Raw genomic sequence first — 12,182 nt, 5'->3', positions numbered from 1 at the left:
GGGGTCTGGACCTGGGCGGCGTCGACCTCCGCCGGGTCGCCCTCGGGCCCGATGCGGACCGCGTTGGAACGGCATCACGCTTCGGGGCGGCAGCGTGGGCGCCTTCGCTCCGCGGCCGGTGTACTCCTACCGCGATCCGCTGCGTCGCAGATCAGACCGCTGCCGCCGGCACGGGGCGCTCAGCGGCGAGCGCACGGGCGGCGTCCATTCGTCCGGCACTTCGTACAATTTGAGTCCGAACGATATCTTCGAGTCCACGCGCCCCCGCGTCGTCGAAGGAGTGTGCCCGTGCCTGGCCAGCGATCCATCACCGAAGCCGAGAAGCTCGCGGATGCGAAACTCGGCGGCTTTCCGATCCGTCACGAGCAGATGGCCGTGGTCGCCAACATCTATCGCGCGGCCTCGGCGGTCCGGCAGCACTTGGAGAACTCGGTGCTGCGCGGGTCCGATCTGACGTGGACGGCGTTCGTCGTGCTCTGGGTGGTCTGGATCTGGGGTGAGTCGGAGACCCGGCACATCGCGGAGGAAGCGGGTATCTCCAAGGGCACGCTCACCGGGGTCTCGCGCACGCTGGAGGCGCGAGGGCTGATCCGGCGGGCGAGCCACCCCACCGACGGCAGGCTGGTGTTGCTCAGCCTCACCGACGAGGGCGAGGAGCTCATGCAGCGGGTGTTCCCGAGGTTCAACGAGGAGGAGGCCTTCGTCGCCGGGCAACTCAGCGACGAGGAGTGCCGAAGCGTCGCCGACGGACTGCGCAGGGTCGTGCTCCAGGTCGAGGAACACGGCGAGGAGCGCCGCCTCGCGCTCCTGGACGGAGCCCAGCCCGCCCCACGCCGCAGCGGACGCCGCCCCAAGGCCTGAGGACGCGACAGGGGCGGCGCTACGCGCAAGGTCACGGACGCGGTCACCGCGGAGTGAACTCGGCGACCGTGAGGAGTCCGTTGCCTCGGGCGGCCTCAGGGGCACTTCCCGGCGCGAATCGTGCTGCCCGTGGCCATGCGGCAGGCCACACGCCACGTCGCTGTGCCACAAGGAGGCCGACGCGCCGCGGACGGCCTCACAGGAGGCGGGTCGCCGAGTTCCGGCGTGAGCCCGGGTCCGTGCGGTCGGCCGCGGCCGGACACGGCCTTGGAGCTGTCAGAGGCGGTTCTGGGCCGCTCGTACCAGGGCGTCGAACAGTCCCTGCTGGGCAGGATCCTCGTGCGCGGTGTCCTCGGGATGCCACTGCACTGCGGTGAACCAGCCCTGGGCATCGGTGAGTTCGAGGCCTTCCACGGTTTCGTCGGCGGCCCGCGCGGTGACCGTGAGCCCGGCCCCGATGCGGTCCACTCGCTGATGGTGGTAGCAGGAGGCCTCCACCTTCCCGGCGCCGACGGCCTGTTCGAGCAGTGTGCCGCGTCGGACCGCCACCGGGTGCACGACATGGCGGTGTTCGCGCTCCGGCCCGCCCATGTCCTGGTGCAGGGTGCCGCCGAGGGCGACGTTGACGGCCTGGAGACCGCGGCAGACGGCGAGCAGGGGCATGCCCAGGTCGAGTGCCTGCCGGGCGACCTCGAGGTCGAAGTCGTCCTGCACGTCGTCGACGTCGTAGACACTGTCGTGGGTGTCGGTCGCTCCGTAGCGGTACGGGGCGAGGTCGCCGCCGCCGGGGAGCAGGACGCCGTCGAAGCGGGCGAGACGTGCCGCGACGTCGGTGTCCGCGGAGCCGGTGGGGTGGATGGTCGCCGGCTCGCCGCCGGCCCGCCACACGGCTTCGATCAGCGCGCGGGCGTTGACCTCGGCCGCGTACCGCAGGGCGGAGGTGGAGGCGGCGAACCGGGCGGGAATGGCGATGAGCGGTCGCGCGGGCGTCGTCACAGCTGGATCCAGGTGGTCTTGAGTTCGGTGCACTTCTCCAGGGCGTGGGCGGACTTGTCGCGCCCGTTGCCCGACTGCTTCATGCCGCCGAAGGGCACGGTCAGGTCGCCCTCCTCGTAACAGTTCACCCAGACCGTGCCGGCCTTCAGCGCACGCGAGACCCGGTGCGCGGTGGACAGGTCGCTCGTCCACAGGCCGGCGGCGAGTCCGTACTCGGTGGCGTTGGCGAGCGCGACCGCCTCGTCGACGTCGTCGAAGGTGAGGACGGACAGGACGGGGCCGAAGATCTCCTCGCGGGCCAGCCGCATCCCGGGCTCGACGCGGTCGAAGACGGTGGGCCGCAGGAAGCTTCCGCCCGACTCGGCCAGCGTGCGGTCACCGCCGACGAGCAGCCGGGCGCCCTCGTCCAGTCCCGTACCGATGTGGTCGAGTACCCGCTCCAGGTGGCTCTCGCCGACGAGCGCGCCCATCTCGGTGGCCGGGTCGAGGGGATCGCCGACACGAAGGTCCCGGGCCCGCGCCACGATGGCCTCGCTGACGCGTTCGGCGATCGAGGAGTGGACGAGCAGGCGGGAGGGGGCGGTGCACATCTCGCCCTGGTTGAAGAAGATGCCCCAGGCGGCGGTCGCGGCGGCCTTCTCCAGGTCGGGGGCGTCCGGGAGGATGATGTTGGGGGACTTGCCGCCCAGCTCCAGCCAGACCCGCTTGAGGTTGGAGTCGGCGGCGTAGCGCAGGAAGTGCCGCCCCACGGCAGTGGATCCGGTGAAGGCGAGGACATCGACGTCCGGGTGCAGGCCGATCGCGCGGCCGGCCACCGGGCCGTCGCCGGTGACGACGTTCAGAACGCCGGGCGGCAGTCCGGCCTCGGTCGCCAGCCGCCCCAGCAACAGCGCGGACAGCGGCGAGTTCTCCGACGGCTTCAGTACGACGGTGCAGCCCGCGGCGAGCGCGGGTGCGACCTTCCAGCTCGCCAGCGTCAGCGGGAAGTTCCAGGGCACGACGGCGCCGACGACACCGGCGGGCTCCCGGGTGACGAGCGCGAGCGCGTCCGGGGCGGTGTGCGGGGACTCGTCGGTGAGCTTGTCGGCCAGCTGTCCGTACCAACGGAAGGTGTTGATGGCGGCGCGCAGTTCGATGTCGTACGCGTCCGTGATCGGCTTGCCCATCTCGAGACTGACGGTGAGCGCGAGCCGGTCGCGCCGCTCCTCCAGCAGGTCGGCGATGCGCAGCAGGACGCGGCCGCGGTCGGCGGGGGCCAGGCGCGGCCAGGGCCCGGAGTCGAAGGCACGGCGGGCCGCGGCGACGGCGAGGTCGACCTCGGCCTGCTGCGCGTCGGCCACGTCGGTCAGGACCTCGCCGTTGCGGGGTGCGACAGCGGCGAACGACGTGCCACCTCCGGGCTCGTCGGCACCGTCGATGTGGTGGACGCCGGACAGGTCCAGCTCCTTGGCTCGGCGCAGCCACTCCTCGTGGGTGACATCCAGCATGCGTGGCCTCCAGGTCACACCCGAACAATACGTTTGGACTCAAACGGTATGATGTTCTGCGGGCCTTCACAAGGGCCCCGGGAATGGCCGACACCACGGAATGGCCAAAGCCGCGGAACAGCTGACACAACGGCATGAAGGGAGCGCCCGTCGTGCGAGCACTCGTCGTCCGGCACGAGCACGTCACGGAGCCGGGGCTGGTGGGAGCCCGGCTCACCGAGCGTGGCTACGACCTCACCACGGTCACGGTCGTGCCCGAGCGCCATCACCACGCGCCGGACGTGGCGTTCGACTTCCCCGACCCCGCCGACTGGGACCTGATCGTGTCGCTCGGCGCCCCCTGGTCCGTGTACGACGAGTCGGTCATCGGGAGCTGGATCGGCGGCGAGCTCACGCTGCTGCGCAAGGCTCACGACCTCGGCGTCCCCGTGCTGGGCGTCTGCTTCGGCGCCCAGGCCCTGGCCACCGCCCTCGGCGGATCGGTGGAGCCGTCGCCGCGCCCCGAGATCGGCTGGACGGACATCGAGACCGACATACCCGCCGTGGTGCCGCCGGGACCATGGTTCCAGTGGCACTACGACCGGTGTGTCCTGCCGCCCGGCGCGGTGGAGTTGGCCCGCAACGCCGTGTGCCCGCAGGCCTTTCGTGCGGGGCGCAGTCTTGGTGTGCAGTTCCACCCGGAGATCACCACGGCGATGGTGCGCGGCTGGCTCGACCTCGGCGGCGCGAAGCAGTGCGTTCGGCAAGGCGTGGACCCGGACGAACTGTTCGCGCGGAGCCGCGCCATGGAGCCGGCGGCGCGCGTCAACGCGGGCCGCCTGGTCGACGGGTTCCTCGACCTGGTGGCGAACGCGAGCGGCTGACCCGCTGCCGCCAGGTGGCCGCGGCGGTACTGGACAGGACCGGTGCGGCCACCTCGTCGGCGACGTCGGACCGCCCCGGCGGTCGGCATCGCGACTTCGGGCGGCCCGGCAGGAGCCGGACCGCCCGGGCGGTGCACGTCAGCCCTTGGTCGCCGCCCGGCCACGGGTCAGCCGGGCCGCGACCACGCCCAGGACGAGGACCGCGGGGACGGTGAGTTCGAGCCAGACAGCGGTGCTCGGATCGCCGCCGATGAGCGTGGTGAAGTTCTCGATGATCAGCCAGATCGCACCGCCGATGCCGAGCGCACCCAGGACCGGCGCGATCAGCGTGTTCCAGGGCCGCGTGTCCTGGCGCCCCCGGCGGAAGAAGACGATCACCGAGACCGAGGTCAGGAAGTAGAGCAGCATGCAGCCCAGCACCGCGACCCCGCTGAACCAGGAGAAGAGGGTCAGCACCGGGTCCTTGCCCAGCAGCGCGAACGGCATGACCAGCAGCAGGGCGATCGTGGTCTGCACTCCGCCGGCCACCCAGGGCGAGTGACGCCGGTTGATCGCGGTCAGCCGGTGCGGCAGCAGACCGTCGCGACCGAGCGAGAACAGATAGCGGTTGGCGGAGTTGTGGAAGGCGAGGATGCCGGCGAAGAGCGAGGTCGCCAGCAGGAACGGCAGCACGTCGCCCACCCACGCGCCGAACTGCGCGGTGATCGGCGCGAAGACGAACGTCGTGGAGTCGCCGCTCGCCAGGGCCTTTCCGGCGGCCGCGGGAGCCTTCGACGCGCCGTAGGCGGAGACCAGCATCCAGGAGGTGAAGGCGAAGAAGCCGGTGATGACGACGACCGACAGATAGGTGGCCCGGGGGACGGTCCTGCGCGGCTCGCGGGCCTCCTCGCCGTAGATGGCGGTGGCCTCGAAGCCGAACAGCGACGCCACGGCGAACATCAGCGCGACGCCCGGAGCGCCCTGGAGCGCGGCCTTGGGCGAGAAGCTGTCCGTGAAACCGAGCCCCTCCGGTCCGCCGCCCTTGAAAAGGGTGACGAGGGCGAAGGCGAACAGGATGCTGAACTCCGCCAGCACGAAGACGGCCAGGATCTTGGCACCCATCTCGATGCCCGCGGCGCCGAGCACCTGGACCACGACCACGGTGCCCAGCACCCACACCCACCACGGGACACTGACGCCCGCGTAGTGCTCGATCAGGCCGCCCACGGTGGCGCCGTACAGCCCGTACATGGCGGCCTGGACGGCACAGTAGGCGAAGAGCGCGACACCGGCACTGCCGGACCCGGTCGGGCGGCCCAGGCCTTTGCCGATGTACGTGTAGAAGGCGCCGGCGTCCACGACATGGCGGCCCATCGCGACGAAGCCGACGGAGAACAGCAGGATGACGACACCGGCCGCGGCATACGCGGCGGGCGCGCCCGTGCCGTTGCCCAGGGCGACGGCGATGGGCACGGCTCCGGCGATACCGGTGAGCGGTGCCTGGGCGGAGAGGACGAAGAAGAGGATGCCCAGGACGCCGAGGGAGTTGGGCTTGAGCTTGCCTGCGGTGGGCGCGTCCTGTGCGGTCGCTGTTCTGACGACCGTCTGACTGTCCACTCGGATCACCTGCCATGAGAGGGGGAGTTTTCGTTTCAGGCCAAACGAGTTGCCTCATGGTGGGCCGAAACTATCCGTTTGGCAAGGGGTGACCCGGGAAATCCGTTCGCGCCGGGAGTGCTTACTCGTACGGAGTCAAACGAGGCCCTGGACGCAACCCGCCCAGGGCCTCGAAGGGTGCGGGTCAGCCAGTCAGTCGCGGGGATCCGTGGCCGCGTGGGCACCGGCGTCCGCGTTCCCCTCGCCCCGGCCGTCACCGTTCGCGTGGAGGAGCCGCAGCAAGGTACGCAGCTCCTCCAGAGCGGCGTCGGTGACCTCGGCCTCGCCGAACGTCAGCTGGTGCAGGACGAGACCGTCCAGAGCGGCGAAGACCAGCCGGGTCAGGGAACGGCTCGCGCCGCCGGGGATCATGCGCGACAGCTCGCGCTCGGTGGCGTCGAAGTACTCGTCGTAGAGCACCCGGATCTGCGGCAGCAGCTCGGGGCGCCGACGCGACTCGAGCAGCAGCTCGTACTGGAACGCCTGGGTGTCCGGGTCGGACGTGACCATCTCGGACAGGCCGACCGAGAAGTCCGCGACCTTGCCCGTCCCCGTCTCGAGGGCGCTCCTGTTCAGGCTGTCGCGCACGGAGTGGGCGAGCGCCTCCTCGATCAGCGCGTCACGCGAGCCGAAGTGGTGGACGACCAGACCATGGGTGGTCCCGGCCTCTTCCGCGACCGCCCGGTAGGTGAGCTTGCGCAGACCGCCCCGTGCCACGACCCGTAGGGCCGCGTTGAGGAGCGCCTCCCGGCCCTGCCCGTAGTTCATCCGCTTGCGCGGCCTGCGGCCTTCGGGGGTCTCGGCGGATTCGGTCATGGTGGCGACCCTACCCGCCGGCCCCGCACCGCAGCACCGCGCAGGCGGCCTCCCGCCTGGCCCGGCGCGGTGCCGTTTCCGGGCTGAGCCATGTCAGCGCTTCGGCGGCCTGATGCCGCGGAACTCCCAGTCGCCGCCGAGCGCGGTGGACAGGACTTCCTCCGACTCGGTGGGCTGGGCGCCGACATCCGTACGGACCGGGGTCGGGCCGGTGACGATGTGGTTGGTGAGCCTGCCCAGGCCCTCGACCTCGACCTCGACGATGTCGCCGGGCTGTACGGGACGGGAGTTGGCCGGGGTGCCGGACAACAGGACGTCGCCCGGGTAGAGGGTGATGGTGCGGGCGATGTCGGCGACGAGGTAGTGCATGTCCCACTCCATCTCGTCGGTCGAACCGTCCTGCACCACCTCCCCGTTGACGTACGTCCTCAGGTACTTTCCGTGGAAGTCCCAGTCGGTGACCAGGCCCGGACCCAGCGGGCAGAGGGTGTCGGAGCCCTTGACGCGGAGCATCGAACCGGCGTCGGTGTCACGGAAGTCGTGCAGGCCGTAGTCGTTGGCGACGGTGTATCCGGCGATGTACTCCCCCGCCTCGCCGGGCGAGATGTTGCGCGCGGTCTTCCCGATGACGATCGCGACCTCGCCCTCGTAGTTGAGCCACTTGCACCCCTCGGGGCGGACGACGGCGCCCCGGTGGGAGTTGAGGGCCGAGGTCGGCTTGTGGAAGTAGGTCGGGGTCGAGGTCAGCTCGATCTGGAACTCGTCCACCCGGCTGCGGTGGTTGAGGTGGACCGCGACGACCTTCGAGGGCACGACCGACGGCAGATGCAGGGCGTCCTCGATCTTGACGCGACGGCCGTCTCCGGCGACGAGTTCGTCCTGGTCGCGGAGGACCTGGACGGCGGCGCCGTCGAGGAGGATGCGGCGGTACTCAGGCATGGGCGGGCCTTTCTGGAAGTGTTCCGGGCGCTTTCTGGGAGCGGCTGTGCGGCGTACGCGGGGCGGTGGGCGTGGGCACTCCCGTGCCGGCCCAGCCCTCGGCGGGGCGGTCGAACCACAGGTGGACCTGGCCGGTGCCGATGGAGTTCTCGTAGGCGCCGTACTGCCGCGCGGGGGCCGTGCAGTTCTGCTCGCCGAGTGCGCCCGCCATCATCAGGTAGTGGAAGAAGCGGGCCTCGGGCTTGTACTTCCAGAAGTCCGGCATGGTCTCCAGGACCTTGTCGTGGCGGCCTTCCTTGAACCAGCCGATGCGCTCGTGGTCGGCCTCGCGGGCCTCCGCGGTGAAGATGTGGCGGGGGTCGCTGGACTCATGGTCACGCAGCTCCCGCAGCGGCCAGAAGGTGTGCGAGAGCGCGCCGGAGGCAATGAGGAGGACCCGGCGGCCGGGGGTGGCGGCGATGCCGTCGGCGAGCGCACGCCCCAGGCGCAGATGGTCCTCCATGTCACCGGTCTGACAGACACCGATCGTCACCCACCGTTTGTCGGGCAGCCCCTCCCCGAGGAACTTCCACAGGTTGATCGTGGCGTAGTAGATCGGCAGGTAGTCGTCCTCGATCGCGGTGATCCAGGTGCCGTGCTTGTCGGCGAACGAGGCGATGTTGTGGGCGAGTTCGGGGTCGCCCGGGAAGTCGTACGGCATTCGGCACATGCCGCGCGGGAGCTCCTCGGAGGTGAAGAGCCCGGCCCTGCGCTGCTGGGCGGTGACGACGAACTCGACCGTGGTGGCCCAGTGCGAGTCCAGGACGACGACGGTGTCGTAGTCGTCGCGCTCGAAGACCTCCGCGCGGAGCTGACGGAGTCCGGTGACGAGGGTGATTTCCTTGCCCTCGTTCAGCTCCAGCCGGTCGGCTTCCGGCAGGACGATGGTGGGGACGTGCGCGAGCAGCCCGGCCCCGACGATCTCACCCATGGTTCTTCCATCCGTTCGGGGCGGTGACGGTGTTCTTCAGGTCGCAGTAGAAGTCGAAGCTCCAGGTCCCGCCCTCGCGGCCGACGCCGGAGTGCCGGGAGCCGCCGAAGGGCGCCTGAAGGTCGCGTACGAAGAAGCAGTTGACCCAGACCGTGCCCGCCACCAGCTGGGCAGTGACGCGCTCGGCGCGCTCGTGGTCGCCGGTCGCCAGGGTCGCCGCGAGACCGAAGCGGGTGTCGTTGGCGAGGCGGACGGCTTCCTCCTCGGTGGCGAAGGTCTGGAGGGTGAGGACCGGGCCGAAGACCTCCTCCTGCACGATCTCCGAGTCCTGGGCCACATCGGTCAGCAGCGTCGGCGCGTAGTACTGGCCGTCCTCGCGGTGCCCGCCGATGACCGCGCGGGCACCGGCAGCTTTCGCCCGCTGCACAAAGCCGTCGATCTTCTCCAGCTGGCGGGGGTGGATGTTGGGTCCGAGGTCGGTGGCCTCGTCGCGTGGATCACCCTGCTTCAGCCGGGAGGCCTTCTCGACGAAGCGGCGGGTGAACTCGTCCGCGATCGACTCCTCGACGAGGATCCGGGTCGCCGCGAGGCAGACCTGGCCGGCGTTGTCGTACTGCTCCACCGCGAGGTCGACCGCGAGGTCCAGGTCGGCGTCGGCGAAGACCAACAGCGGTGACTTTCCGCCGAGTTCGAGGCTGAGCGGGGTGAGGTGAGCCGCTGCCGAGCCGGCGATGCGCTTGGCGGTGGGCACCGACCCGGTGAAGCTGATGCGGCGGACGTCCGGGTGCGAGGTGAGGGCGTCCCCGATCTCGGCGCCGAGGCCCTGGACGACGTTGAGGACGCCGGCCGGCAGCCCGGCATCGGCGGCGATGTCGGCCAGCAGGGACGCGGTCAGCGGTGACCACTCGGCGGGCTTGAGGACGACCGTGTTGCCTGCGGCCAGCGCGGGGGCGACCTTCCACGTCGCCAGCATCAGCGGCGCGTTCCACGGCGTGATCAGCACGGACGGGCCCGCCGGGTCCCAGCTCACGTGGTTGGTGTGGCCGCGCGTCTCGAAGTCCTCGTGGTCCAGCGTCAGCAGCCAGTCGGCGAAGAACCGGAAGTTGTGCGCCACGCGCGGCATCACGCCACGGCGGTGCGAGCGCAGCAGCGCGCCATTGTCGTGGGTCTCGACGATCGCGAGCTCTTCGATCCGCTTCTCCACACCGTCGGCGATGGCGTGCAGGATCCGGGCGCGTTCGGCGCGCGAGGTGGCCGCCCAGGCGGGGAACGCGGCCTTGGCGGCGCCGACGGCGGCCTCGGCCTCCGCGGGGCCGCCCCGGGCGATCTCGCCGAGGACGCTTCCGTCGATGGGTGAGGTGTCGGTGAACGTCCCGGCGGAGGCGACACGTTCGCCGCCGATGAAGTGCCGGGTGTCGACGGCGACCCCGGCGACGGTGATGTGGTCAGTCATGTGGAGAGCTCCCTATGGACGAGGGTGAGGAGGAGCGCCCCGACAGGGGCGCGGGGCTGTGACTCCCTGCGGCTTCGGCGCATGGGCGCGACGGGCCGCGGACGGCCCGCACGGGCCCACCGGCCTTACCCGGCGGCCGCCCCCGACGTACCGGACTCCAGCAGTCGCCCGCCGTCCCAGACCACCCCGACCTGGCGGTAGTACGCGGCGATCGGCTCCCGGATCTCCAGCCGGGCCAGCTCCTCCGTGGGCGCCTCGAACAGCTCCAGCTCCGCGTCACCGACCCACGGCTGCCCGGCCTCGAAGGACGCGGCCCCGGTCTCGATCAGCTCGTCCAGCGCCAGCCCCTTCCCGTTCTCGATGGAGGGCAGCCAGCGGTGATGCGCCATGGGGTGTCCGTTGACGAACCCATTGGTCTGCGCAGGCTCCCGCAGCGTGACCACGGCCTGGGCCAGGCGACGGTCGGCGGCGGCCAACGTGGCACCGAACCGCGCGCCCGCCTCGATCCGCGGAGCGGGCCCGTACGGGTGCGGACGCGTCTGGTGGATGGACCCGAGCTTCTTCGGGTAGCCCTGGTGCAGCCCGCGGGCGATGGCGAAGTCCTTGTCCACCCAGATGTAGACGCAGCGCGAGTACGTCCGCCCCTTGTACGAGCAGCGGACGACGGCGAAGGCCTCCTTGTACTGGGAGAGCACCGGGTCCAGCAGTTCGTCCTCGCCGGTGGAGCAGGACTGCCAGTCGGCCCAGATCAGCGCGACCGCGCCCGGGTCCTCGTCCGCCAACTCCAGTGGCTCGGGGAGCAGTTCACGTACCCGGGCCGGATCGGTGCGGTACTCGACGGTGAGCAGGTCACCGGAGTACTTCCAGGGCGGTGCGGGGATCAGGGACGACGAGCCGGTCGCCGTCTTGGGGTGGAGGTATCCACGGACGCTGGCCATGACGTTGGTTCCTTACGCGGTGAGGGCGGGTTGCTTGAGCAGCTGGGCGCGGTAGCGGGCGGCGCCGGTGGCGGCCGCGTGACCGCCGAGGGCGACGACGCCGACCAGTCGGCCGCCGGCGTGGTAGCCGACGAGGACGTCACCGTCCGGGTCGCCGTCCAGGACCCGTACGTCGTCCCTGCCGAGCACCGGCGCGCCGAACGACTGCAGCCGGAACTCGTGCTGGTCGCTCCAGAAGGTGGGCAGCGGCGCGAACGGGTCGAGGTCCGCCTCCACGCCGAGGAGATGCGCCACGAGGCTCTTGGCCGCGTGCTTCGCGGTGTCGGTGGGAATGGACCAGTGCTCGACGCGTCGGGGTACGCCGTCGTAGCGGGCGTTGGGGAAGCGGGCGACATCGCCGACCGCGACGACGTACGGCAGTCCGCCGACCCGCAGCCGGCCGTCGGTGAGGACGCCGTCGGTGAGGTCGAGGCCGTTGCCGTCCAGCCACTCGGTGTTGGCGACCGAGCCGACGGACTCCACGACCACGTCGGCCGGAAGGACCGTTCCGTCGCTCAGGACGACGCCCGTGACGCGGTCCTCGCCCTCGAATCCGGCCACGCCCGTGCCGAGCGCGAAGCGCACGCCCCGCTCCTCGTGACGCCGGAGCAGTGCGCGGCCCAGCAGCTCGCCGAGCGGGCCCACCATGGGCAGCGGCAGCGGATCGACGACGGTCACCTCGCTGACGCCGAGGCCGACGGCGGTGGCGGCCACCTCGCAGCCGATGAACCCGGCGCCGACCACCACGACCCTGGCACCGGGCCGGGTCAGCTCGTCGCGCAGCGCCTGGGCGTCGGCGAGGGTGCGCACGGTGTGCCGCCCGGCGAGCGGTCCCTCGCAGCGCAGCCGCCGGGACCGCATACCGGTGGCCACGACCAGGCCGTCGAACGCGAGCTCTTCACCGCTGTCGAGCACGACGACGCGGTCGGCCAGCCGGGCCGAGGTGACCGAGGCACCGAGCCGCCACTCCACATCGGCGGCGCTCGCCTTCGGGGTGAAGGCCAGGGACTCGAACGGAGCCTTGCCCGCCAGTACCTCCTTCGACAGCGGAGGCCGGTTGTACGGCATGTGGGGCTCGTCCCCGATGACGGTGATCGCCCCCGTCCAGTGCGCCGCGCGCAGCTGCTCGGCGGCGCGCAGGCCACCCATGGAGGCGCCCGCGACGACGATGCGGCGTGTCATGGC

At 71.2% G+C, this 12,182-nt stretch carries 11 protein-coding genes; 2 read left to right on the top strand and 9 right to left on the bottom strand.

The annotated features are described in order from the left end of the window. Positions 1-288: 288 nt before the first annotated feature. Positions 289-861, top strand: coding sequence for a MarR family winged helix-turn-helix transcriptional regulator (locus tag ACFY16_RS24650; protein WP_390649335.1), 573 nt, complete (start codon positions 289-291; stop codon positions 859-861). A 276-nt stretch (positions 862-1,137) separates the two neighbouring features. Here ACFY16_RS24650 and ACFY16_RS24645 read toward each other — a convergent pair whose 3' ends face one another. Both ACFY16_RS24645 and ACFY16_RS24640 read right to left on the bottom strand, forming a co-directional pair. Next, positions 1,138-1,857: a gamma-glutamyl-gamma-aminobutyrate hydrolase family protein gene (locus ACFY16_RS24645; RefSeq protein ID WP_390649334.1), complete on the bottom strand. Its 720-nt coding sequence runs from the start codon at positions 1,855-1,857 to the stop codon at positions 1,138-1,140. Beyond that, on the bottom strand, positions 1,854-3,344 hold the full coding sequence (locus ACFY16_RS24640; RefSeq protein ID WP_390649333.1) for an aldehyde dehydrogenase: 1,491 nt from the start codon (positions 3,342-3,344) through the stop codon (positions 1,854-1,856). The genes ACFY16_RS24645 and ACFY16_RS24640 overlap by 4 nt, the downstream gene beginning before the upstream one ends. Before the next feature lie 152 nt (positions 3,345-3,496). On the opposite strand from ACFY16_RS24640, the gene ACFY16_RS24635 reads away from it, so the two are divergent. Further along, positions 3,497-4,207, top strand: a complete 711-nt coding sequence (locus tag ACFY16_RS24635) for a type 1 glutamine amidotransferase (protein WP_390649332.1) — start codon at positions 3,497-3,499, stop codon at positions 4,205-4,207. A 138-nt stretch (positions 4,208-4,345) separates the two neighbouring features. Here the strand turns inward: ACFY16_RS24635 and ACFY16_RS24630 are convergent, their stop codons facing one another. The 7 genes from ACFY16_RS24630 to ACFY16_RS24600 all read right to left on the bottom strand — a co-directional run bounded on the left by ACFY16_RS24630 (position 4,346) and on the right by ACFY16_RS24600 (position 12,179). Further along, on the bottom strand, positions 4,346-5,803 hold the full coding sequence (locus ACFY16_RS24630; RefSeq protein WP_390649331.1) for an APC family permease: 1,458 nt from the start codon (positions 5,801-5,803) through the stop codon (positions 4,346-4,348). A gap of 192 nt (positions 5,804-5,995) precedes the next feature. Beyond that, positions 5,996-6,658 (bottom strand): TetR/AcrR family transcriptional regulator, encoded by a 663-nt coding sequence (locus ACFY16_RS24625; RefSeq protein ID WP_390649330.1) that lies wholly within the window; start codon positions 6,656-6,658, stop codon positions 5,996-5,998. Positions 6,659-6,751: 93 nt separating this feature from the next. Next, positions 6,752-7,597, bottom strand: a complete 846-nt coding sequence (locus ACFY16_RS24620) for a fumarylacetoacetate hydrolase family protein (RefSeq protein WP_390649329.1) — start codon at positions 7,595-7,597, stop codon at positions 6,752-6,754. Next, a complete protein-coding gene (locus ACFY16_RS24615; RefSeq protein WP_390649328.1) occupies positions 7,590-8,567 on the bottom strand; it encodes a 3,4-dihydroxyphenylacetate 2,3-dioxygenase in 978 nt (325 codons plus the stop codon). The genes ACFY16_RS24620 and ACFY16_RS24615 overlap by 8 nt, the downstream gene beginning before the upstream one ends. After that, on the bottom strand, positions 8,560-10,020 hold the full coding sequence (locus ACFY16_RS24610; protein WP_390649327.1) for an aldehyde dehydrogenase: 1,461 nt from the start codon (positions 10,018-10,020) through the stop codon (positions 8,560-8,562). Before ACFY16_RS24610 ends, ACFY16_RS24615 begins: the two co-directional genes overlap by 8 nt. 125 nt (positions 10,021-10,145) lie before the next feature. Further along, on the bottom strand, positions 10,146-10,958 hold the full coding sequence (locus ACFY16_RS24605) for an acetoacetate decarboxylase family protein (protein WP_390649326.1): 813 nt from the start codon (positions 10,956-10,958) through the stop codon (positions 10,146-10,148). Positions 10,959-10,970: 12 nt separating this feature from the next. Further along, positions 10,971-12,179, bottom strand: coding sequence for an NAD(P)/FAD-dependent oxidoreductase (locus ACFY16_RS24600; RefSeq protein ID WP_390649325.1), 1,209 nt, complete (start codon positions 12,177-12,179; stop codon positions 10,971-10,973). Between the last annotated feature and the right edge of the window lie 3 nt (positions 12,180-12,182).

Origin of the sequence: Streptomyces sp. NPDC001315 (assembly GCF_042896175.1) — a bacterium.
Lineage (GTDB): Bacteria > Actinomycetota > Actinomycetes > Streptomycetales > Streptomycetaceae > Streptomyces.
The sequence above is the reverse complement of the archived record's forward strand: the minus strand, read 5'-3'. Positions and strand labels throughout refer to the sequence as shown.

What these genes read in the sequence shown, in the direction of transcription:
- ACFY16_RS24620 (WP_390649329.1), bottom strand. Translation starts at nt 7,597, where the DNA reads ATGCCTGAGTACCGCCGCATCCTCCTCGACGGCGCCGCCGTCCAGGTC.
- ACFY16_RS24600 (WP_390649325.1), bottom strand. Translation starts at nt 12,179, where the DNA reads ATGACACGCCGCATCGTCGTCGCGGGCGCCTCCATGGGTGGCCTGCGC.
- ACFY16_RS24615 (WP_390649328.1), bottom strand. Translation starts at nt 8,567, where the DNA reads ATGGGTGAGATCGTCGGGGCCGGGCTGCTCGCGCACGTCCCCACCATC.
- ACFY16_RS24640 (WP_390649333.1), bottom strand. Translation starts at nt 3,344, where the DNA reads ATGCTGGATGTCACCCACGAGGAGTGGCTGCGCCGAGCCAAGGAGCTG.
- ACFY16_RS24605 (WP_390649326.1), bottom strand. Translation starts at nt 10,958, where the DNA reads ATGGCCAGCGTCCGTGGATACCTCCACCCCAAGACGGCGACCGGCTCG.
- ACFY16_RS24625 (WP_390649330.1), bottom strand. Translation starts at nt 6,658, where the DNA reads ATGACCGAATCCGCCGAGACCCCCGAAGGCCGCAGGCCGCGCAAGCGG.
- ACFY16_RS24610 (WP_390649327.1), bottom strand. Translation starts at nt 10,020, where the DNA reads ATGACTGACCACATCACCGTCGCCGGGGTCGCCGTCGACACCCGGCAC.